A 20,905-nucleotide genomic window follows, 5' to 3' on the forward strand; every position below is an offset into this window, starting at 1 on the left:
TTTACTATCTCCTTAAGGTCGGCCTAGTGGTCGCCTTTGTAGTCAGAGTGCTCAAAGAAGATGGGCATTCTGGTGGTGATGAAACGGAAAATCACAACACCGAGAGTTACGATGAATACGGAGATTCCGATTTCAGTCATGCTGGGGAAGTACCTGTCAGCTGCGGGCAGGTGGTAGTTGAACGCAATCATGGAAACGTTGAACCTGTTGAACACGATACCGAGAACGGTAATGATCGCTGCTTTTTTGATCAGGCCAAGGTTTCTGTCACGTACACCCACAGCATAGAGGAAGCAGGGCAGGGCCACGAAGCCGAGCATTTCAGTCAGGAACACAAGTCCGTAACCGGATGCGAGGTAGTGCCAGTTGTTATCGTAAGCTACACCCATGGTTTTGATGAAGAAGTAGCCGAAGAGAACAAGTGACGCAGCCTTACCGAAGCCGAATACGACACTGTCGTGGTGCTTGAGGTATTCTTCGTCCATCATGCGGTGCAGCTTCTTGTGGGACATGGAGCCCTCGAAGATGACCATGGACATACCTGCTGCAATACTTGAAACAAAGAAGTAGAGCGGCATGTAGGGTGAATACCAGAGCGGATGCAGCTTGGACGGTGCGATGGTGTACAGCGCGCCGAGAGAAGACTGGTGCAGGGTGGAGAGCACTACGCCGAAGATAGTCAGCACGAGGGTCAGTTTAACGACCACTTTGCGGATTTTCTTCCAGCCCAGCCATTCAAACATGGCCGGAGTGAACTCGATGAAGAGCACAGTCAGGTAAAGCATAACGCACAGACCAACTTCGAAGAGCAGGGAGGTTGTACCCTGAGATACGAAGATGGGGTAAGGCAGTCTCCACGGACGACCGAGGTCGTACTGCAGAGCGAATACAACCAGAGCGTAGCCGAGGAAGGCTGTCAGGATTGCCGGACGTACAGCGGAGTGAAAGCGCTTGAGTCCGAAGATATAGCAGGCTGCGGAGGTAGTGTATCCGCCTGCTGCAAGGGCAACACCGCAGAGCAGGTCGAATCCGATCCAGATTCCCCACGGGTTGTTGTCATCAAGGTTGGTTACGGGACCGATCCCCTGAGTGAATCTGAGTACGGAGAGTACCAGACCCATTACGAGGATGGCGCCAGCCACCAGATTGAAGGTATTGAAGGCCGATTTAGGGCCGTTGTTCGCGGGAGTGGACATTATGATTCCTCCTTCTCGCTGTTTTCAGCCACTTCTTCCTCTTTGGGAGCAAGGGCTTCTTCCACGGCTTTCTTGACCTCGACTTCGATTTTGCGCTTGTTGGCTACATCAGCCTTTTCAAGTGCATCGGAGAGAGTCTTTTCAGCTTCCGCGCTTGCCTTGGCAAGTGCGTTCTTTACTGCTTCCTCACGCTCTTCGTCAGCGATTTTGCTGTTGCGTTTGCTTACAGCGTAGATACCGCCGAGAAGTACGGGCCAGAGACCTGCAACCATGGGAACTGCTGCCAGTGCTCCGGCAGTGAGTTCGGGTGCGGACTTGGTACCGAGGTCTTCGCGCATGCCGATTTCGTTGAAGGGTACTCCGGAGAGATACATCCAGCTGGTGCCGCCCATTTCATTTTCACCGTAGATGTGGTGAACGTAACGGTCAGGGTTGCGGCGGATGCGCTCGCGAGCGATGGTGATGAGTTCTTCCCTTTCACCGAAAACAAGTGCTTCCTTGGGGCAGTCCTCAACACAGCCGGGCAGTTTGCCTTCAGCCAGACGGGGTGCGCACATGGTGCACTTCATGACTCTGGGAGTCAGGGGCTCATCATATTCGTAAGTCGGGACTTCGAAGGGGCACGCTACCATGCAGTAGCGGCAACCTACACAAACCGACTCATCGTAAACAACTGCGCCGTTGGGCAGTTTCTTGAATGCTTTTACAAAGCATGCGGATGCGCAGGCGGGCTCAAGACAGTGGTTGCACTGGGACTTACGGAACACGGGGTTCTTGGGTCCACCGTACTTGTTGACCACGGTAAAGGTCTTGGCATCGGTTCTGCGTTTGTTATCCAGCACGGACAGGTCGTCGAATTTTTTCTCGGGCTCGGGAAGCTTGTTGACCTTGTTACAGGCCGCTTCACATTTGCGGCAACCGATACAGCGGGTCGCGTCGAAGAGTACACCCTTGCTACCGGGATAACCCTTGAACTCCTTGCCTGCGGCCTCGGCTCCTGCGGGGAGGCTTGCTCCCACGCAGGCTGCGCCAAGCATTCCGAGGAATGTTCTGCGTTGCATTTATCTGTTCTCCTTCAGGCTATCCGTTACTATTTCTTCGCGTGACATGCGGTGCAGTCAGTTGAAGCAGGCTTCTCAATGTTCATAGCGTCATGACAGGTCATGCACTGAACATGGTAAGCAGCCTTGAGGGCCGGACGTCCGTCCTGAACTTTACCGCCGTGACAGCTTGCGCAGCTCGGCGGAGTCGCGCTTGCAGGGCTGTTGTGGTGGCAGCTTCCACACACGGTAAGCGGTGTGCTGTGGAAAGCGTTAGCCATATTATCACCCTTCATCTTGTCGACCATGCTCATGATGATCTTACGGTGGGGCAGCTTGCTGGCTTTGTATTCATTTTCGAGGACGTTGATGGTCACGAATTCGGGAATGTCCTTTTCAGCAACCAGTACCGGGGAGGTAGGACGCTCCACAATCAGCTTGGACGCAATGGCTGCCTTGGCGGAGGCATCCATCTCGACGGGCTCGCTGGAGGTGGAAGCGGGGCCGTTATGACAAACGGCGCAGGTTTCCTTGGACTGGATTACATTCTTAGGCATGAGTTCATGACAACCTGCACAATTCGGGTCTTTCTGCTTAACGGCGTGACAGCCCACACAGGATCTGGTGCTGTCGGCCTTGTGCATGGCCTTGTCAAGAGTAACGAATCCGCCATCCTTGGAACCACGAACGGTGTGACATGAGGAGCATGACTTATTCATGGTTTCGTGGTGGCAGGAGCTACAGGAGTCAGTGTAATCTTCGTGAGCTTTATGATTAAAAGCTACACCAGCCATGGTTGCTTTTACAGCAACGTTGTCCTGTACCGGAGCGGTAAGCAGAACAGCATCAGGCTGGTTTCTGGGCAGGCGAGGAAGCTTGCCGCCCATTTTCTGCAGAACAGCAGCGTTGTCTTCCTTGAGGTCAGCAGCCTGATTCAGGCCGTGACAACCGGCACAGTCGACAGGACCGGTCTTTTCAGCCTTGGCAGCTTTCATTTCAAGGTGACAGGATACACACTGGCCGTGGTAAGCTTCAGAAGTTTTGAGCTTAACATCGCCGGTGGGCTTGGCGGTATGACATACGCCACAATTTTCTTCCTGTCCTTTTACGTATTCAAGCTTCTTATCAAGCTTGTTGTATACGTGGTGACAGGCTCCACAGTTGGTGTCCTGACCTGCATCTTTAGCGATGAGCTTGGAATCCCAGTGGCGGTAGTGGAGAATGTTCTCCATGCCAGCGGGAGCACGCTCTGCTGTGATTTCAGGTTCAGCAACGTGACAGCTGCGACATTCACCAACCTGAGGTCCGGTTTTCTTTCCGGCCTTGGCGTCGGCAGCATGACAGCTGATACAACCGTTGTGGTAAATTTCTTTAAGCTGTTCAGGAGTGCCGTTCTCAAGTCTTTTGAACTTGTAGGATACGGTTTCCTCGTTTTTCTGGTGGCAGGCAGTACAGTCTTTGCCTTGCTCGGCCACCGCCTTAGCGTGTGTTTCATGGAGAAACGCAACGGCAGGCAGTTCCAGTTCTTCCTGAGCGGCAATAGTGTCGATCATGATCAGATCAGGACGCTTGTTGCCGTTTTCCTGGGGGGTTCCGACCATGCTCAGTGCTTCCATATGGAAGCCGAGCACCCCGGCCAGGACGATCAGGATACCGGACAATCGCAATAGTTTCTTTCCGTTTGCCATGATATGGATCCCCTCTCAATGCAATTGGTCCTGGAGCCTCTTACTCCAGACCTTTGTTGCTCCGGCCGGTTTTTTATAACTATTCACAGCTTTTATTCCTCCGTGGAAAGCCGTTTTGCAGAATAATTTGTCTAACCGTTCCGGTGCGCCTCATTTCCCATCCATCGGGTTGGTATTAATACCTCCTCAATAGATAGGTTTTTATACCTGCTCGATAGGTATGTTATTAATCTACCTTCCGTCAAGGGGTGTTTGCAAAAAGTTGGGGTTGGTAATTCTTCACTTTTATGGTCTGAAATTATGAAAATCATTAACTTTTACTGACGCAATAAAATTGTCAAAATGATCGGATTTCTACCTGACCGAAATTTGAAAATCCTTGACACAAAATCAATTTGCCCCGAAAAAGCAGCGGAGAAAAACGGCATAAATGCCGGGGAGCGTTTGAATATAGAATGAAATATTATTTTGAAATACTTAAAAAGTTTAATGATTTTAACGGTAATGCCAGCCGCAGGGAATTTATACATTTTGTCCTCTGTCATTGTGGCGTAATTGCAGTTCTGCTCTTTTTGGGCTTTGCTATTGAGCATCCTTTTGCGCTCAAGGTAGTCAATACTGTGAGTGGGCTTTTTGTGGTCGGAACTTCCCTGTCTTGCGTGTCTCTTTTGGTCCGCAGGATGAACGCTCTGGGCCGTAGTCCAAAACTGCTGCTGTTGGCTTTGATTCCCGTGTTAGGATGGATTTATCTGTTGTTTATCTGCCTGAAAAAGGACTGAGTATGGATTGATGTCTTTCAAGTCTAAGTGCTGGTAAATTTAAAGAAAAAGGTCCTGAAACTTTAAGTTTCAGGACCTTTTTCTTTAGGTTTGTTTCTTTGCCGCAAAGGGTAGGGTGAAAAACAAAATTTTAACCCTCGCTATCTTTTCAGCAAATTTGCATAACATACCCAGAAGCAGAAAAGAATCACATGTCATCACTCCCTTGATGAAAATGCCCCATGGAAAGGGCGGCTACCCTCCTAGCCGTCCTTTTCTCCTTCTGTCAGCATTTGAAATTCATCGCTGCCCAGTGCTTCCTCGGTCAAATCCTTTTTTATGGAGCGTTTGGGCTTTACTCCCAATTCTTTCAGCATTTCAGCCTGTCGTATGAGGTTGCCGGAACCGTTGCAAAGCTTGGTGCGGGCTTTCTCGTATGAATCCTGAGTCTGGCGGATTCGTTCACCGACTTTTTCCAGATCGTCTACGAAATTTCTAAATTTATCGTAAAGAATTGCACCGCGATTGGCGATTTCCTGTGCATTTTGATTCTGCCGTTCTTGCCGCCAAATGTGGGCTACGGTTCTAATTACAAAAAGCAGGGTGCTGGGGCTGACGATAAGCACGTTCTTATTCCAGGCTTCCTGCCACAGGGCAACATCATTGGAAATCGCCAGCGCAAAGGCCGGTTCAATTGGGACGAACATGATCACGAAATCCGGCGATTTGATGCCGTATAAATCCTGATAGTTTTTTGTCGATAATCCCTTAAGGTGGGCTTTGATGGAGTTGATGTGTCCTTTTAAAGCGACCTCGCGCTTTGTTTCGTCTTCAGCCTCAGTATATTTCAGGTAATCGGTCAGCGAGACTTTGGAATCCACTACCAGATGTTTTTCTTCCGGGAGGTGGATAACAACGTCAGGTTGCACTCTGGTTCCGTCCTGACGGGTATGACTGACCTGCACCGTATATTCATGATCTTTGCGCAGCCCTGATGCTTCAAGGACCCGCTCAAGAATAAGCTCTCCCCAATCTCCACGCGTCTTGGATTGCCCTTTTAAAGCCTTGGTCAGGTTGTGGGCATCATCGGATAGCTGACGGTTGAGATTCATCAGCTGCTTAACCTGTGCAGCCAATTCGGATCTGTCCTTGCCCTCCTGAAAATAAGCCTTTTCAACCTGTTCCTGAAATTCATGTATTTTCACGCCCAGAGGAGCAAGTATCTGTTTGATATTGGTGGCGTTTTGGTCAGTGAATTTTTTGGACTTTTCTTCTAGAATTTCTCCGGCTAGACTTTTGAATTTATCGGAGAGTTCTTCCTTGGCTTCTTGAAGTAAAGTCAGTTTTTCCTGTCCTTGTTTTTTCTCATTATCAAGATTGGCTTTGGTCGCTTTGTATTTGCCGTACAGGTTGGAGTAAGCCGTGGTCAGCTTATGTTTTTGCGCTCGTTGCTGTGCCAGTTCTTTTTTAAGTTCCGGTAACTGTGTCGCCTGTTCTTCAAGTCTGGCACCAAGCTGGAGCTGCTCTTGAAGGTGATCCTGGAGTCCTTCAACTTTTTCTTTTTCTTCCGCCAGTCGTCTTTTGCCGATAACGGCGGAGATAATCATCCCAAGCACAAGTCCGGCAAAAAAAATGCCCAGTAAAACATATTCATTTCCAATCATTTCAAAGGATGGCAGGGAGAACACTGGAACCTCACATTTCAGAATTAGTAGTCGAGTTTAAATCCGTGTGCTCGATAGCATATGTCTTTTCATTAATATAGTGTGCGGGGAGGGGGTGATTCAGTCTGTCAAAATTCAAAAGCCCCGAGAACGTGTTGTTCCGGGGCTTTTGAGTATTAGTCTTTTACCAGCTGACCTGATAAAAATTCATCAGGCCTCCTACAACCAGATAGATACCGATCGCAACTGCGCTGAGTCCGATCACATATGATAGGGCTCTTCGGGTTACGGGAACGTCTTCGGAGGTCATCCCTTCAAGCTTCCCGCTAACCACTAAGCGAGATATCCAAGCGGGGCGTTCCTCTATTGTTAATTTGAGATTTGCATCACCAGCAAACATTGACTGGTCCATAGGGAAATTGTGCCGTCGCAAATGGGCAACCGCAAAATGGATGATGAATACATGCAGCATGGCAAGTCCTGCCTCGATACGATGTATCCATAAGGCTACATTGAGAGTCCAGCCCTCGAATAACGCCGTGGTTTCAAGGGGTGAATAAAGCATAAGGCCGGTTATTCCGAGTATTGTCATGCCCCAAAACACTGCCCAGTAGTCAAATTTCTCCCAATATCCCCAGCGTTCAAAACTAGGGGCTTTACCGCCGAACATCCAGCGCAAATGACTGAAGAACTGTTTCAAATCCCTGCCTTGCATCCAGAGGGTATCTCCGGCATGCAGCTTCTTAGTAAAGGAGATAAACAGTACATATGCAATATGGCACACAAAAAGGAAAAGCATGAATAGTCCTATGTATTTGTGTATCACAAGGCATCCTTCATAGCCTCCCAATGGTTGCGCAAGCATTTTTCCCCATGCTGTTTCAATGTACATTCTGGCTGTGCCGGTGACGGCCTGCACCAGAAAGGAACACATCAGCAGGATGTGGAACAGCTTTTGTGTCGGGGTGAATCTTACAATCCTCATTTGTCACCCCCTTTGCGTTTACGGGTGAATAGTTCGCGTAGCATCCAAAGTCCGGTATGGGGCAGGAATATTGCGAACGTTCCGACAGCAATTGCCAGCATGATCCATACAGCCCAGAATAGAGCGGGGAAACTTTCAGCGGTTCCGGCCATAATCGGTGATGGTTCGTGCACAACGAACATTGCAAAAGAAGCGCTTGCTCCCTCGTGACACTTGGCGCAGACATAGGCATGCCTGCGGATGGGGTTCAGAGGTGAGTAATAATAATTTACCCCCGCAATGGGATCGCTGCCGTGACATTGACGGCAACTGATATTGTTTCGGGTGGTATGGCGATTATTACGCGCTTCGACCTTATGACAATTTTCGCATGACTGGTGTGCATAGTTCTTTACCAAAGCATGCGCGTCTGCCTGATAGGATGCATCAGAGCCGCGGCCCCCTGTGCTGATCACCCCGGAAGGTGAGTTCCATTGCCTGAAAGGGCTGCCTCGTCCGGGTTTGACTTCGTATTGCTGATAATAGCCCGTACTTGCTTCCCGAAGCTTGTATCGGTCAGCTCCTGCAAGTTCTTCCTGCGCTGCACACGGCTGCGAAAGGGATAAACCCGCAATAATCAGGGCCATATAGAGTGCAAATCTTTGCATGAGTGCCCCCTATTTATATACATTCACCGGCTGCATTACCTTGCCCTGCGGTGCAGGCATGGAGGCTAGCTCTTCAAATCTTTTCTGCAACTCGACCAGATTATCATCCTTATGGCGGTGACATGTCTGACAGGAGTTGGGATTTTCAGGATTATTGATTGTTTCAGAAGGCAGCAATGTCTTAAAGACATGACTGTGAATATCAGCTGATTCCGCACTCTTGGCGATGCGTGGCATATGACAACCTACACAATTCGCAAAGGAATGAATGGAATGAGCCATATTACTGTTTTGTTGCTTATGGCAGGTCAGGCATGATGCAGACCCGGCGGCCTTGGTCTGAAAGCGTGTTGCGGGCATCCCCAGTTCATGCACAGAGTGACAGGATGTACAAGTTACACCTTCTCTGCGGTGTTCAGACTTGAGCCAGTCAATATACTGTTGATGGTGGGCCTTTGAAAATTCATTAGGGTAGACATGTTTCTTATCGCCGCTTGCGTAAGAGGTTGAGACATAAAAAGGTTCAAGAGCTTTGCCGGGAGTATATCCGACTGCCCAGCTAGCACCTTTTTGCATTGTTGATTTTCCTCTGTTGTGACAGCTTCCACAAATTTGTACAGCTGTTCCGCGGGGCAATTTGGCTGGGTTGATGATGGTTTCACGTTTTTCAAAGAGAGCTGTTTTAGGCAATGCGGCATGCCAGGAGCCAGCACCATGACAGGCTTCACAGCCTACTCCGGGCTCAGAGAATGTTCCTTTGGAAGGATCATTTTTATCAAGTTTTACGCCGGTGGTGTGGCAGCCACCACACTTGAGCAGCCAAGGGCGTTTGTCCCAATCATTGTCGTGATAATTTACCCAGCGTCCCGTTTCAGTATTAAACTGGATTGGCGAGATATAAAGTACGCCATCTTTTTCAACAATGTAACGCTGCTTCCACTCGTTGCCGAGTGTATATTTAATTTCATCTTTCTTCGGGAAATATATTTTGTCCAAGGGCATTTTAAGCTTACCCTTTTCTTCAAGTTTTTTAAAATCAGCCATAATGACTTTATGGTTGATATCTACAATGAAGGCATCCTTGTTTTTGGTTACATCTTGAGCCATCCGGCTGTGGTTGGTTATTTTCCATGAATCATAATGTTCAAGATGACAGGTTTTACAGTTTTCCGAACCTACAAAAGCTTTAGGTTGAGAGGTGATTTTAGCAACATTGACCGATTCACCTGAAGAACATCCGCTCGCGAGCAGAGCTAGCAGGGCAACGCAAACATGAATGAAACACGTTTTTCGCATACTCATCTCCTTGGTTGAAATAAATTAAAGATTTATCTTTTCAATCCAACGTTTTAACTGAGTAAAGAGTGCTATAATGGTTTTTTTAAAAAAATTTTAATGGTGATACATTAACACAAATGCAGAAATAAACACAGCTATACATAAATAAAGTGTAAAATATTGGGATAGAGCTGGAGAAGGGAAAAAAGAAGAAGGGCTAGCGTGGAGACGCCAGCCCTTCTTTGTTGTCGAGTGTTTTTTTATATTTAGAATGAGCAATAAGAAAATGGTTAACCCGTTTTTGAAATCCATTTCTTCCAGAACTTACACCATTAACTCCTCCTTATTTTCTACAGCATATCTTCCCAGAGCGGGGATGAAAATATTCCATCTTCTGCTGCATTTTCATATTGGAGATATAGTTTCCAAGGCATTGATAAAGTAAGGGTGTCTTGAGGAAGCGTCTTGCGGACATGTTTGCGGGCAGCAAGATCGGTAAGTCCGAGGACCGGACGTGGCTGGGGGGATTCCGCCTGCTGAAAAACGTATGCTCCTATCATCTGGCAGGCTGCTCCCTGCGGAGCCATAATATCCATCAGTCCATCGTGGATTGACCCGGCAAGAGTAATGAGGGCTGAGAGTTGGAGCGGATTTACAACAAAAATTATTGATTCAGGTGTTTCTTCTTCACTAACTTGGGAAAGAGGTTTTAATATTCGGTATTTCTCTTTGAAATTGTACAAGGGAAGTTCTTCAGTCATCCAGCGATGGGCTTTTTCCGGTGTAGCGTGGAATTTTTCGCCTACTGTAAGTTTATTAACCATATGCTTGGGAGCGTTGTCGATCATTTGCTGATATGCTTCCGGGTTTTTGGCGGAGTAGATGCCTTTAGAGAAAAAGGCTTCGAATGTATCAAGGCCGCCCATTGCTGATGGGTAAACAGAGCCGAAACCCAGTCCGGCTGAAGCACCGGGGCAACCGTATGTGTTACGATCAAACACTGCTGTTTTACCATGCGCGCTGACTTGTGCGAACATAGTCATAATACAGACATATTTCCCCATTTTGGGTTGCAGGTTTTCGTCTGGGCGGACGTCTGAACGGAGCAGTGCAACAGGGTGGAGTTTCGGCTTCAAGTGAGCCTCAATAATACTTTTCATGTCCTTCTCCTATTTGATGGTGGGTGTTGGTTTTTTGAGTATATTTTAAGCGGGCTGGTGGGGTTTTAAGACCTGTATTTCCGGTCATCGTGACGCGAGTGTCTATCCTCGCGTTCATGTCCAAGGTGGCAGGATTTACATGTTTTGGGGGCAATGTCGTCTTTAACGGTTTGGTGGCAACCTACGCAGGATTGTTTTGAAGTTTTGCTGTGCCATGCCTGGTAGTATCCTTCCGGATCATTAATGGCTTGTTCGCTTGTATCGTTATGACAGGTGCGACAAGCTTGTATCTCTTCTTTGTTCTGATCGGTATGATGGCAAGTAAAACAGTCGATTCCCTCTTCTGCATGTTCCTGATGCGAGAAGGAGACTCCATCGTGAAAGTTTGTCGAGTTGTAAGGTGTGATGAAGTCTTTTGAAGAGTCATCATTGGGGGAGCTCATCACATGCCCAATCCAGAGACTCAATGCTGCTAACGAAACAATGATTATGATACTTTTCTTCTTCATGAGGTACTGCCATGGTTTGTGCATTTATGGGGGAATGCCGTTATCTCTTTAGCTACAGAAAGTGCAAATTCATACCAGAACGAATTATCTGGTTGGTTCTGATCTTGGGCGAGATAGCTTTCGTGTGGATTGCGTGAAAATTACATGGCTGTAATGATGAAAAAGGTATTAAACGAAAAAAGGGTTAGCTCCCAACAGGAGCTAACCCTTTTCAATACTTGAAAACTTCAATCAACTAGACAAATTTATCCCTTATGGACATCTACTCCATACTTGGACATGCGCTTACCGGAATCGGTGTAGTGCTTGCGGATAGTCTTTTCGAGTCTGGAAGGACGACCTGATTTGAGGGCTTCCAGAATAACCAGGTGGCGCTCGTAGACTTGTTGAGGGGTGTAGAGGTTTATCCAGCGCTTGTAGAGCAGGAACTTGGAGATTCCCTGACAGGAGCGTCGGCAGAGCTCTATAAGAAGTTCATTATCTATGCGGGAAAAGAGAATGTTGTGGAATGTGGTATCCAGCTTGGTCAGTGATTCATGATCCTTGCCGGATTCTGCAACCTCACGCATCTGTTCCACGATCTGTTCGAGATTGGAAATATCTTCATCAGTGTAGAGGGGCAGGGCCTGTGTTACCGCGGCGGCTTCAAGTACTCCCCCTGTGAAATAGCTGTCCATGATCTGCTTGGCAGTGAGTGCGGATACGTGTTTGCCTTTTTGCGGCTCGGACTTGATGAGTCCTTCACGGGCGAGAATCTGCAATGCTTCGCGGATGGGAGCGCGGCTGATTCCCAGTTTTTCAGCCAACAGCACTTCTTTGACCTGATCTCCGGGGGATAATTCCCCTTCGAGGATGGATTGCTTAATGTATTCAGCGACTTGTTCGCTATAAGTTAGCTTTTTGATGCCGTCCATGGAATCTCCAGTACTGAAAGGGTCGCGCGTGTCTGCAAGTATTCTATCAAAAATTTGTGTCATTTAGATATCGTGAAGTTTATGGGTTGTCGAGTCTTACCAGCACGAATGCTTTCGGAAACATATTTCCAAGCACGCTTAAATCTCTGGAGAAAAAATAATACAATCCCGAATGTTAGTTGTTTGCAAACAGGAACAGGCCAACCAAACGGAAGGCCTGCCTGTAGGGGCTGCACAATCTATTAAAACAAAAATTCGTGTTCAGCTTCGTTGAATGAAAAGCGTTCTTCCAATTGCGTCTGCGCTTTTTCGGCATTTGCCGCCAGCCTAGGCAGGGCATTTATGATGACATCCATGTATTTGGCAGAGTCTACAGTTGTGAATGCCGGAATTTTCCATTCTTTGATGTAATCTTCCGATACTACCATAGAAAGAACTGCGCTGGTTCCGGGCATTATGCCCCCACCACCTACCTGATCATGCATGTGTGCACTCATGAAGGTTACACCGCCCGCATCTTGGCTTACTAGCAATGCCAACTCGCTGATGAGTTTTACTTTTTCTGCGGATGTTTCCGCCGAAGTAAAGTTGTTGCCGATCTCAGTGATGCGTCTGCCAAGGGCTTGCACTGCGCCTTTTAGTTCCCCTGTATGACGGGGGTAGGCGGTGTCTGAACTGAGATGTGGCAGTCCAGCTGCTTCAATACCGGAAAGCAGAGCTTCATAAACGTATTGGTTGTCTGACTCAGCGTTGATTCGCACCCACATACGGTCATGATCAACCCCTTCACATATGGAAGGAACGTAGGCTTTACTCTCAAGGATGATGGTTGGCAAGCGGTCAAGGTCGAGGTCTTTCATTGCGCGGCCTTTATCGCCGAGAGCTATGTTGCCTTCAAGGTCTTCATCCGGACCGAGGCCACCTTCATTGGCATTCACAAGCGCCAGTATGGAAACCGGGGTTTCGTTAATCAGCAGGCGGGTACCGATGCAGCCGCCAATTTTATTGGGCATGTCTTCATTGCCGCGAATAAAGCTGCCGGGAAATTTTTTTTCAAAGGTGTCCATGACTGCAAGGCAGCAGGCGGACTGAAAGGCTACCGGACCTTCGAGTACTCCCTGTCCATAGATGCGGCCGAATACCTGAAATGCGCATGACTGACTATATGTTGCATCCAAGTTTTTTGCAGCTGCCAAAAGCTTTGCTTCATGGGGAGTGAATCCCCGACGGGCGGTTGCTTTGCCTGTGCCGCCGTCTTTGGTGGTTACGGTCACTTCACCGGAAAATATATTTACATTGACTTCGGCAATGGTGGTATCAGCGGGGTAGGCTTTCTTGATGATTTCAATTGCTGTGGCGAACCCGGCGGAATCATCTTGTACAAAACCGCAATGGCTGTGCACATGACCGACTCCGGCATGGCCGGAAATGCCGAGGATGCTTTTTCCTTCAGGATTGGGAGTAATCTGCATGCGTTTTGCTCCGAAAAAGGTTGCCCGCCGCCTGGAGGGTGACGGCGGGCAAAGTATTATTACAGCCCGGGCAGCCAGAGTGCCATGGGCGGGAAGAAGACAATGGCGAGGAGTGCCAGAATCATCGTGAACAGGAAGGGCATAACAGCGGCACTGAGTTTTTCAATGCTGATGTTACCGATGCTGCAACCTACGAAGAGGTTTACACCAACTGGAGGAGTCAGGAAGCCCATGGAAGCACAGACGATCATGACAATACCGAAGTGAATCGGGTTCATGCCCAGAACCTTAACCACAGGCAGGAGCAGCGGGGTCAGGATGAGGATGTTTGCCAGTGCGTCCATGAAGGTACCCATGATCAGCAGGAAAACCAGAATGATCGGGATAAGAACGTACTTGTTGTCAGAAACTCCAACGAGGAATTTTACGAGCATATCGGGTACATTGTAGAAGAGCAGGATCTGACCGAGCGCTGTCGCTGTGGCAACCACTAAGAAGATGGATGCAGTGGTCAGCGCTGTACCTTTGAAGATCTCGGTTACCTTTTTCCAGCTCAGAGTGCGCAGTACGAGACCTTCGGCAACAAAGGCGTAGAGTACAGCGATAACACCAGCTTCGGTGGGGGTGGTCAGTCCACCGTAGATACCGCCGAGAACGATGAGTGGTACCATGAGTGCTACAATGGAATCCTTGAGTGCAGTCATGATTTCCTTGAAGGTGGCGCGCTCACCGGAGCCGGTGTAGCCGTGTTTCTTGGAAAGGATGTAGCTGCAGATCATGAGGCAGATACCAACGAAAATACCGGGAATGACACCTGCGATGAACAGGTCACCGACAGAAACACCGGCTGTGGTACCGTAAATGATCAGCGGTACACTGGGTGGAATCATAACGCCCAGACAACCCGCTGCGGTGTTGACGGCAGTAGAGAAGGAGGTGCTATAGCCTTCTTTTTTCATGGAGGGGACCATGATTCCGCCAACAGCCGCAACGGTTGCAGGTGCTGAACCGGACAATGCTCCGTAGAACATGCTGGTTAGGATGGAAATGTGAGCCATTCCGCCGGTAATATGACCGACAAGGCTTTTAGAAACGGTCAGCAGGCGTTGGGCCATACTACCCTTCTGCATGATCTCACCCGCCATAATAAAGAACGGGACAGCCATGAGCGGGAATACATCAAGAGATGTGACCATTTTTTGAATCAGGAATTCGTAGGGCAGCATGTCGCCTGCCCAGATACCCACGATAACGCTCATTCCGATGGCGACACCAATAGGTACGCTCAGGAACAGGAACGATGCGAGTGCAAGAAATGTAAGGACTATTGCGGTATCCATTTATATAAACCTTCTATTTTTCCACCGGGGAGGCGAATTTAATATCACCCCGGATAATGGAGAGCACACGCTGTGCGGTGCGGATGGCCATGAGGCCCATGCCGACGGGAACACTGAGGAATACCCAGTACATCTGGATTTCAAGGGCCGGGGTCTTCTGCCCGGTGCCAGCGAGAAAATCAGCCATCTGGAAACCCCAGACAGAGGTGCATACACAGAATCCGATGGTGCAGATGTAGGCCGCCAGAGTTACATATTTGGCTATGTTCGGGCCGAAGCTGCGGAGAATGGTTACTTCCAGGTGGCGGTCTTTTTGAGTCGCATAGCTGCAACCGACATAGACGGACCAGATGAAGAGGTAGCGGGCCAGTTCTTCAGACCAGTCCAGCGAACTTTGCAGGACGTAGCGCATGAAGACCTGAACTGCGATGATCAGGGCCATGCCTGCGAGACAGGTAGATGATACGACCCCTTCGACTTTATCGAATAAATTTTTACTCATGGCGCTCACGCTTTTTTGAACAGCGGCCACCGGGAAGTTTGTTCCAGTGGCCGCTGTATGTTTTATTTACCAGCTGCAATAGTAGCTTTAGCTCTTTCAATCAGGTCTTTACCGATACGTTTTTCAAACTGGTTGTATACGCCTTTGGTGGCTTCTGCCCAGCGAGCACGTTCTTCAGGAGTGAGAGTGTAAACGGTCACACCTTTGTCGGCCAGTTTAGCCATGATTTCTTTTTCACCGTCACGGATGAGCTTGCGTTCGTACAGTTTTGCTTCTTCGAAAGCTTCGAGGATGGTAACTTTGTCTGCATCATCGAGGGAATCGAGGAAACGTTTGGACATCATTACGAGGTGGGGGGAGTAAAGGGAGTTAACAATAGTAAGGTTGTTGTTAACTTCGGGGAAGTTGTTGTGCCATGCAAGGTTGAGGTCGATATCGATGCCGTCAACAGTCTTTTGCTGCAGGGCGGTGTATACTTCACCCCAGGAAATAGGAGTGGGGTTGATGCCGAGACCTTTCAGGGTGGCGATGTGCGCTTTAGAAGGAGTAGAGCGGATTTTGAGGCCCTTAGCATCTTCGAGAGTTTTTACGGTGCGCTGGTTGTTCCAAAGGTTACGGAAACCGATTTCAATGTAACCGAGGCCGATGATACCGGTTTTTTCCAGTGCTTTTGCAGCGGTCATGCCGATAGGACCATCGGTGATCAGGTCCGCAGACTCGTAAGTGGGGAACAGAAAAGGCAGGTCGAAGATCAGGAAATCATCGGAGAAAGGAGCAAGGTTCGGAGTGGAAGCGGAACCCATCTGCAACATGTTGAACTGCAGGCCCTGTACAACTGCGTCGAAGTTACCGAATTTGGAGCTGTCGTAGATGTCGACGCGGAACTTACCGTCGGTGCGGGTTTCAACGAGTTCTTTGAATTTTTCAAAAGCCTGACCCATGGGGTGCTGGGGGACGTTGGGGTGGGCCAGTTTAATTACAGTGGGACCTGCAAACGCGGCGGTGGACAGAACCAGAACAGCCACGAGAGCGATCAGCATTGCGGAAATACGAGACATTGATTTCTCCTCTTTTACGGAAGCGATTCAACAAGAGTCGTGCCGCTTCTCATTTCAGAACCTTATACCTAATAACCTTAAGCCATTATCTAAAGGCCCGCACTGAAAAAAGCGCGGGCCTTGTTTATTAATTAGTCGCGGAAGGTGTCCAGATATGCATAGAGAGCCGGGGAGCCGCCGGTATGCAGGAAGAGAACGTTGGAACCTTCGGGGAAGTGTCCTTTGCGGACGAGGTCTACGAGACCTGCCATTGCTTTACCGGAGTATACGGGGTCAAGCAGGATACCTTCGGTGGAAGCAAGCAGTTTAACTGCTTCAACCATAGAATCGGTGGGCAGGGAGTAGCCGGGGCCGACGTAAGAGTCGAAACACTCAACTGCTTCAGAGGGGATACCGCCTTTAACGCCAACGCGCTCAGCAGTTTCTACTGCCAGTTTGTGAACGATGCCTTCCTGTACGTCTTTGGGACGGCTTACGTTAACACCGGATACGGGGATGTTGGCGTTGCAGCCGTGCATACCTACAACAACACCTGCGTGGGTGCCTGCGGAACCGGAAGGAACAACCATGTGGTCAATTTTAAGACCCATTTCGAAGAGCTGCTGCAGGGTTTCTTCTGCGCATGCTACGTAACCGGTTGCACCGATGGTGTTGGATGCGCCGCCGGGGATGATGTAAGGTTTTTTACCTTCAGCTTCCAGTTTTGCTGCCAGTTTTTCCATTTCGCCCATCATGTCAGAACCGCCGGGAACTACATCGATGGATTTAACGCCCATGAGCTGGAACAGGAAGTTGTTACCGGAAGCTTCAGGCTTGTAGCTGCCCTTTACGCGCTCTTCGAGAACGAGGTGGCAGTCCATACCTTCTTTAACTGCCCAGGAGAGGGTCAGACGTGCATGGTTGGACTGAACAGCACCGCAGGTGATGATGGTGTCAGCACCTTTTTCGATTGCGTCAGCGATGCAGAAGTCGAGCTTGCGGGTTTTGTTACCGCCAGCACAACCGGGGAGCAGGTCGTCGCGCTTGATAAAGATGTTTACTTTGCCGCCGAGCGCTTCGGAGAAAGCCGGAGCTGCTTCGATGGGTGTGGGGTTTTTAACATAGCCGCGACGGGGAAATTTAGCGAGGTTCATAGTTTTTTTCCTCTATTTAATTATTTAAGGTTGATAATTGCTTCAACTTCGATGTCCGAGCCGAGGGGCAGTGCTGCCACCTGAAAGGCGCTGCGGGCAGGGAAGGGCTTGTTAAAATATTCACCATACACGCCGTTCACTGCCTGAAAGTCAGCGATGTCAGCGAGGTAAACGGTGGTTTTGACAGCATTGTCCAGAGAGGTGCCTGCCTCTTCTGCAATCGCGCTCAGGTTTTTAAATACCTGGTGGGCACGGTCTTCGATGCTGCCTTCGACCATTTTTCCGGTTGCCGGATCAATGGGCAGTGCACCGGAAGTAAAGAGAAAGTCGCCAGCGGCCACAGCCTGGGAGTAGGGGCCGATTGCGGCAGGAGCATTAGAAGTGTCGATGATGGTTTTGCTCATCTTGAATTTTCTCCATTTGAAATTCAATTGATTTGTTTAAATGACGACTGTCTAATGTCGACATTTTGAAAACGTGAGTATTTTCTATATGTCGACATCTCGGCTGTCAACAGAAATGTGCTGGATTTCACAAGTTAGATGTGTTGGTTTGCAATAAATGTATGAAATATTGATATTTTTATGATTAAAAAAGTTTGAAAAATTGAAATGAGAGTTAGGGAAAAAAGTGTCTATCGGAGGGCTTTTGCGTTGTTCTCTTGGTCTGGATAGTTATATATATTTTAAAGAAAATGACAAAAATACAATTGTTCATGAATGTATTCATGAATGCTAAGTGAAACAAATCCCCATAAAAGCTCAATTTTAGCCTTTATGGGGATTTGTTTTGTTGTGATTGATTTCTTGGGTCTATTTGTGAGCTTCAGCTTCTTCAAGCTGGTCAAGGCTTGTGGCTGCAACTTCGCGGTCCAGTTCGCCTCCGAGGGAAGCGACAACAACACCGGCAGAGTTGTCGCCGAAAATGTTGGTGGTAGTTCTGAACATATCAAGGATTCTGTCGATACCTGCTACGATTGCAATTCCTTCCAGCGGAAGTCCTACAGATTCGAGAACCATGGTCAGCATGATTAATCCGCCGCCGGGAATGCTGGCTGTGCCGATGGAAGCGAGTACGGCAGTGAGGACAATGGTTGCCTGCTGAGTGAGGGTTAACTCAATGCCAAATGCATTTGCAACGAACATCGCTGCCACAGACTGGTACAATGCAGTACCGTCCATGTTGATAGTCAGAGCCATAGGCATGGTGAAGCCGAAGACTTTTTTAGGAACTCCAAGCTGTTTCTGGGCACGCATGGAAAAGGGGAATGCTGCTGCCGCGCTACAGGTGGAAAGACCTACGAGGGCTGGTTCCATTACTTTTTTGAGAAAGTCCATGGGGGAGACGCGAGCGATCAGGGCAATCAAGCCTGTGTATGTGAATAAGATGTGAGCAGCACATGCAAGGAAGGTGGCCGCGATCAGTTTAGCCATGGGCATAAGGATATCAAGACCGAATTTGCCGGTAGTCCATGCAATCAGAGCAAATACGCCATAAGGAGCAAAGCTAATTACAATGTCAGACACTTTGAACATAACTTCGGCAATGCCTTCAAAGAATTTTTTAACAGGCTCTCCAGCTTCGCCGGTCATTGAAAGTCCTGCTCCGAAGAGAAGTGCGAACACGATGATCTGTAACACGCGTCCTTTTGCAAGGGCTTCCATGGGGTTGATCGGAAACATGCTTACGATCATTTCCATCGGTCCTACAGTCTCAGGGCGCTGAATTGCAGCAATTTCTCCGAGGGAAAGTCCTGTGCCGGGCTGCACAAAGTTGGCAACAATAAGCCCGATAACAACTGCTACGGTTGTTGTTCCCATGAAATACGCAACCGTCCTGAATCCCAGTTTTCCTAAATTACGGACGTCTCCGGTACTAACGACTCCGGTAATCAATGTAGAGAGGATCAGGGGGACAACAATAACTCTGAGGCAGCGAATAAAAATGTCGCCTATCGGTTTTAAGTATGCTGCCTTATCACCTAAGACTAATCCTGCAATTATTCCAAGTATGAGTCCTAGTAATATTTTGTGGTAAAGTTTCATTGTCTCCTCCTGAGAGTTTAGGTTTGGCTACATCCTCATGTCCGTCAATTATGATTTTGGCGGAAAAGGATTAAGGTGTTGTTTAATTTTCGGCGTAATAGAAATTTGTAAGACCGAGAATTAAAGGGCTGCCTGTTGTAAAGTTCCGCACTGATTGTGCGGTTTGTGGTGATCGCAATGATCGACCGAAAAATACTCCTTCTCACTTTTGCTCTGTCTTAATGGCGAATGGCGACTGTCAAATGTCGACATTATGGAAATTGATGTTTGCTTTTTATGTTTGGATTTAGGGTTTGTCAATTGAAATGTGAGAATATTCACAATCGAACTAGGGTCTAATTGTTGTTATTCACTGAAATAAAAGGGCTTTATTTTAATCAGTAAAATATACTTTTCTTGTGTGTTGAGTGTCTCTTTTCGTTCTTTGTGAAGGATTTTTTGAATAACGAGAGTGTTGCTTCAGGGTAAAATAATACGACTTTGATGGCGTTGTGCAGGGTAGGAAAAAGTTGGTGGCTGTTAATTCTAATGGGTTACCTTAGAGGCAATAATGAATAAGGTTTAAATATTGTTGAATTTTAAATAATCAGATATGCATACCTTTATTCGGAATTTAACATCAAGGGTAAGTGCGGTATGAAAAGGGTGTTCTGTTTTGGGTTGGCTCTTTATTTTATGAGTATTGTTTCAGCTTTTGCAGGTGATCGGCTGACTGTGCTTACTGAGGATTGGCCTCCTTACAGTTATGAATCAGATGGTAGGGTGGTAGGCCTAAGTGCTGACCTTGTAGTACAGACTCTTGCCAGGGCTGGTTTTGATTATTCTCTGAACATTAAGCCTTGGAAGCGTGCTTATAAAGAAACACTGAGTAATAAAGCTACCATTCTATTTACAACCAGTCGTACGGAACAGCGTGAAAAAATGTTCAAGTGGGTGGGGCCGCTCTTTCCCAGAAAAATAGTTTTATATCGCTTGAAGAGAAACAAACATATCGTGGTTAATTCGTTTGATGATTTACGTAAGTATAAAATTGGAGTTTTGCGCGGCGGTTCAGTTGAAGAAATTTTAAAAGCGCGTGGATTTGAACAGGGCTGCAATTACGATGAGGCTGCAACGAATAAGCAGAATATCCTTAAATTGTTTTTAAATCGTATCGATCTCATTCCCGGATCGGAAGTGACAATGGCACATAGGATGAAGTCAACGTCACATAAGTTTAGTGATTTAGAAATGGCTTTTGTCTTAGTTGATCAGGGTGGTTACTATATCGCGGTCAATAAAGAGACACCCGATGATGTTGTGAGACGAATTCAAGGCGCTTTCGATTCTTTGATAGCTGAAGGTGGGAGGGATAAAATTATCAAAACATATTTGGGAGATTTAAATCATTAGAAATCAATAGGCTTTTTTGTGTGCTTGCTTAAATAGTGTTTGATCATATAAATTAATTATTTATAAAAGTTGAATGGCGTTTGTTCGTCTTCTGATTCAGGTTGAGGAGAGTTGTGTTCTGGTA

At 47.8% G+C, this 20,905-nt stretch carries 19 protein-coding genes; 2 read left to right on the forward strand and 17 right to left on the reverse strand.

The genetic code is table 11. The features are described from left to right. Positions 1-23 precede the first annotated feature (23 nt). Genes hmcC through hmcA form a run of 3 tightly spaced genes read right to left on the reverse strand, consistent with a single transcriptional unit; the run spans position 24 to position 3,924 of the window. Positions 24-1,196: a sulfate respiration complex protein HmcC gene (hmcC, locus tag DESAL_RS06925; RefSeq protein WP_015851256.1), complete on the reverse strand. Its 1,173-nt coding sequence runs from the start codon at positions 1,194-1,196 to the stop codon at positions 24-26. Beyond that, on the reverse strand, positions 1,196-2,257 hold the full coding sequence (hmcB, locus tag DESAL_RS06930; protein ID WP_015851257.1) for a sulfate respiration complex iron-sulfur protein HmcB: 1,062 nt from the start codon (positions 2,255-2,257) through the stop codon (positions 1,196-1,198). Before hmcB ends, hmcC begins: the two co-directional genes overlap by 1 nt. Before the next feature lie 29 nt (positions 2,258-2,286). After that, entirely contained in the window at positions 2,287-3,924 is a 1,638-nt protein-coding gene (hmcA, locus tag DESAL_RS06935) for a sulfate respiration complex hexadecaheme cytochrome HmcA (RefSeq protein WP_015851258.1), read from the reverse strand. A 455-nt stretch (positions 3,925-4,379) separates the two neighbouring features. Between hmcA and DESAL_RS06940 the strand changes: the two genes are divergently transcribed. After that, positions 4,380-4,703 carry a DUF805 domain-containing protein gene (locus DESAL_RS06940; RefSeq protein WP_015851259.1) on the forward strand — a complete coding sequence of 108 codons (324 nt, stop codon included), beginning with the start codon at positions 4,380-4,382 and terminating at the stop codon, positions 4,701-4,703. Between the two features lie 242 nt (positions 4,704-4,945). On the opposite strand, the gene DESAL_RS06945 is transcribed toward DESAL_RS06940, so the two are convergent. From DESAL_RS06945 to DESAL_RS07005, 14 genes are all read right to left on the reverse strand, one after another. After that, positions 4,946-6,370, reverse strand: a complete 1,425-nt coding sequence (locus DESAL_RS06945) for a DNA recombination protein RmuC (RefSeq protein WP_015851260.1) — start codon at positions 6,368-6,370, stop codon at positions 4,946-4,948. Positions 6,371-6,530: 160 nt separating this feature from the next. Beyond that, a complete protein-coding gene (locus DESAL_RS06950; RefSeq protein ID WP_015851261.1) occupies positions 6,531-7,331 on the reverse strand; it encodes a formate dehydrogenase subunit gamma in 801 nt (266 codons plus the stop codon). Then, positions 7,328-7,978: a cytochrome c3 family protein gene (locus tag DESAL_RS06955; protein ID WP_015851262.1), complete on the reverse strand. Its 651-nt coding sequence runs from the start codon at positions 7,976-7,978 to the stop codon at positions 7,328-7,330. Before DESAL_RS06955 ends, DESAL_RS06950 begins: the two co-directional genes overlap by 4 nt. A 9-nt stretch (positions 7,979-7,987) precedes the next feature. Beyond that, the gene (locus tag DESAL_RS06960) at positions 7,988-9,274 is read right to left on the reverse strand and encodes a multiheme c-type cytochrome (RefSeq protein ID WP_015851263.1); all 1,287 of its coding nucleotides are present in this window, start codon (positions 9,272-9,274) and stop codon (positions 7,988-7,990) included. A gap of 332 nt (positions 9,275-9,606) precedes the next feature. Next, positions 9,607-10,416 (reverse strand): DUF169 domain-containing protein, encoded by an 810-nt coding sequence (locus DESAL_RS06965; protein ID WP_015851264.1) that lies wholly within the window; start codon positions 10,414-10,416, stop codon positions 9,607-9,609. Between the two features lie 65 nt (positions 10,417-10,481). Next, positions 10,482-10,949 carry a cytochrome c3 family protein gene (locus tag DESAL_RS20030; RefSeq protein WP_081434575.1) on the reverse strand — a complete coding sequence of 156 codons (468 nt, stop codon included), beginning with the start codon at positions 10,947-10,949 and terminating at the stop codon, positions 10,482-10,484. Positions 10,950-11,170: 221 nt separating this feature from the next. Next, positions 11,171-11,839, reverse strand: a complete 669-nt coding sequence (locus DESAL_RS06970) for a GntR family transcriptional regulator (RefSeq protein ID WP_015851266.1) — start codon at positions 11,837-11,839, stop codon at positions 11,171-11,173. A gap of 242 nt (positions 11,840-12,081) precedes the next feature. Continuing rightward, positions 12,082-13,311 carry a hypothetical protein gene (locus tag DESAL_RS06975; protein WP_015851267.1) on the reverse strand — a complete coding sequence of 410 codons (1,230 nt, stop codon included), beginning with the start codon at positions 13,309-13,311 and terminating at the stop codon, positions 12,082-12,084. A 59-nt stretch (positions 13,312-13,370) separates the two neighbouring features. Next, on the reverse strand, positions 13,371-14,651 hold the full coding sequence (locus tag DESAL_RS06980) for a TRAP transporter large permease (RefSeq protein ID WP_015851268.1): 1,281 nt from the start codon (positions 14,649-14,651) through the stop codon (positions 13,371-13,373). 13 nt (positions 14,652-14,664) lie between these two features. Then, entirely contained in the window at positions 14,665-15,153 is a 489-nt protein-coding gene (locus DESAL_RS06985; RefSeq protein ID WP_041721723.1) for a TRAP transporter small permease, read from the reverse strand. Between the two features lie 62 nt (positions 15,154-15,215). After that, on the reverse strand, positions 15,216-16,211 hold the full coding sequence (locus tag DESAL_RS06990) for a TRAP transporter substrate-binding protein (protein WP_015851270.1): 996 nt from the start codon (positions 16,209-16,211) through the stop codon (positions 15,216-15,218). Positions 16,212-16,342: 131 nt separating this feature from the next. Then, positions 16,343-17,344, reverse strand: coding sequence for a D-cysteate sulfo-lyase (cuyA, locus tag DESAL_RS06995; protein ID WP_015851271.1), 1,002 nt, complete (start codon positions 17,342-17,344; stop codon positions 16,343-16,345). A gap of 20 nt (positions 17,345-17,364) precedes the next feature. After that, positions 17,365-17,748, reverse strand: coding sequence for a RidA family protein (locus DESAL_RS07000; protein ID WP_015851272.1), 384 nt, complete (start codon positions 17,746-17,748; stop codon positions 17,365-17,367). Between the two features lie 408 nt (positions 17,749-18,156). After that, positions 18,157-19,389: a dicarboxylate/amino acid:cation symporter gene (locus DESAL_RS07005; protein WP_015851273.1), complete on the reverse strand. Its 1,233-nt coding sequence runs from the start codon at positions 19,387-19,389 to the stop codon at positions 18,157-18,159. 636 nt (positions 19,390-20,025) lie between these two features. Here DESAL_RS07005 and DESAL_RS07010 point away from each other — a divergent pair. Continuing rightward, a complete protein-coding gene (locus DESAL_RS07010) occupies positions 20,026-20,781 on the forward strand; it encodes a substrate-binding periplasmic protein (protein WP_015851274.1) in 756 nt (251 codons plus the stop codon). The last annotated feature ends 124 nt before the right edge of the window (positions 20,782-20,905 follow it).

The sequence above is a fragment of the Maridesulfovibrio salexigens DSM 2638 genome (assembly GCF_000023445.1).
GTDB lineage: Bacteria > Desulfobacterota > Desulfovibrionia > Desulfovibrionales > Desulfovibrionaceae > Maridesulfovibrio > Maridesulfovibrio salexigens.

Excerpts from the sequence above, each read along its gene's own strand:
- DESAL_RS07000 (WP_015851272.1), bottom strand. The coding sequence starts at position 17,748 with ATGAGCAAAACCATCATCGACACTTCTAATGCTCCTGCCGCAATCGGC.
- DESAL_RS06940 (WP_015851259.1), top strand. The coding sequence starts at position 4,380 with ATGAAATATTATTTTGAAATACTTAAAAAGTTTAATGATTTTAACGGT.
- hmcC (WP_015851256.1), bottom strand. The coding sequence starts at position 1,196 with ATGTCCACTCCCGCGAACAACGGCCCTAAATCGGCCTTCAATACCTTC.
- DESAL_RS06955 (WP_015851262.1), bottom strand. The coding sequence starts at position 7,978 with ATGCAAAGATTTGCACTCTATATGGCCCTGATTATTGCGGGTTTATCC.
- hmcB (WP_015851257.1), bottom strand. The coding sequence starts at position 2,257 with ATGCAACGCAGAACATTCCTCGGAATGCTTGGCGCAGCCTGCGTGGGA.
- hmcA (WP_015851258.1), bottom strand. The coding sequence starts at position 3,924 with ATGGCAAACGGAAAGAAACTATTGCGATTGTCCGGTATCCTGATCGTC.
- DESAL_RS07010 (WP_015851274.1), top strand. The coding sequence starts at position 20,026 with ATGAAAAGGGTGTTCTGTTTTGGGTTGGCTCTTTATTTTATGAGTATT.
- DESAL_RS06985 (WP_041721723.1), bottom strand. The coding sequence starts at position 15,153 with ATGAGTAAAAATTTATTCGATAAAGTCGAAGGGGTCGTATCATCTACC.
- DESAL_RS06975 (WP_015851267.1), bottom strand. The coding sequence starts at position 13,311 with ATGCAGATTACTCCCAATCCTGAAGGAAAAAGCATCCTCGGCATTTCC.
- DESAL_RS06990 (WP_015851270.1), bottom strand. The coding sequence starts at position 16,211 with ATGTCTCGTATTTCCGCAATGCTGATCGCTCTCGTGGCTGTTCTGGTT.
- DESAL_RS06960 (WP_015851263.1), bottom strand. The coding sequence starts at position 9,274 with ATGCGAAAAACGTGTTTCATTCATGTTTGCGTTGCCCTGCTAGCTCTG.
- DESAL_RS20030 (WP_081434575.1), bottom strand. The coding sequence starts at position 10,949 with ATGCACAAACCATGGCAGTACCTCATGAAGAAGAAAAGTATCATAATC.
- cuyA (WP_015851271.1), bottom strand. The coding sequence starts at position 17,344 with ATGAACCTCGCTAAATTTCCCCGTCGCGGCTATGTTAAAAACCCCACA.
- DESAL_RS06965 (WP_015851264.1), bottom strand. The coding sequence starts at position 10,416 with ATGAAAAGTATTATTGAGGCTCACTTGAAGCCGAAACTCCACCCTGTT.
- DESAL_RS06950 (WP_015851261.1), bottom strand. The coding sequence starts at position 7,331 with ATGAGGATTGTAAGATTCACCCCGACACAAAAGCTGTTCCACATCCTG.
- DESAL_RS06970 (WP_015851266.1), bottom strand. The coding sequence starts at position 11,839 with ATGGACGGCATCAAAAAGCTAACTTATAGCGAACAAGTCGCTGAATAC.
- DESAL_RS07005 (WP_015851273.1), bottom strand. The coding sequence starts at position 19,389 with ATGAAACTTTACCACAAAATATTACTAGGACTCATACTTGGAATAATT.
- DESAL_RS06980 (WP_015851268.1), bottom strand. The coding sequence starts at position 14,651 with ATGGATACCGCAATAGTCCTTACATTTCTTGCACTCGCATCGTTCCTG.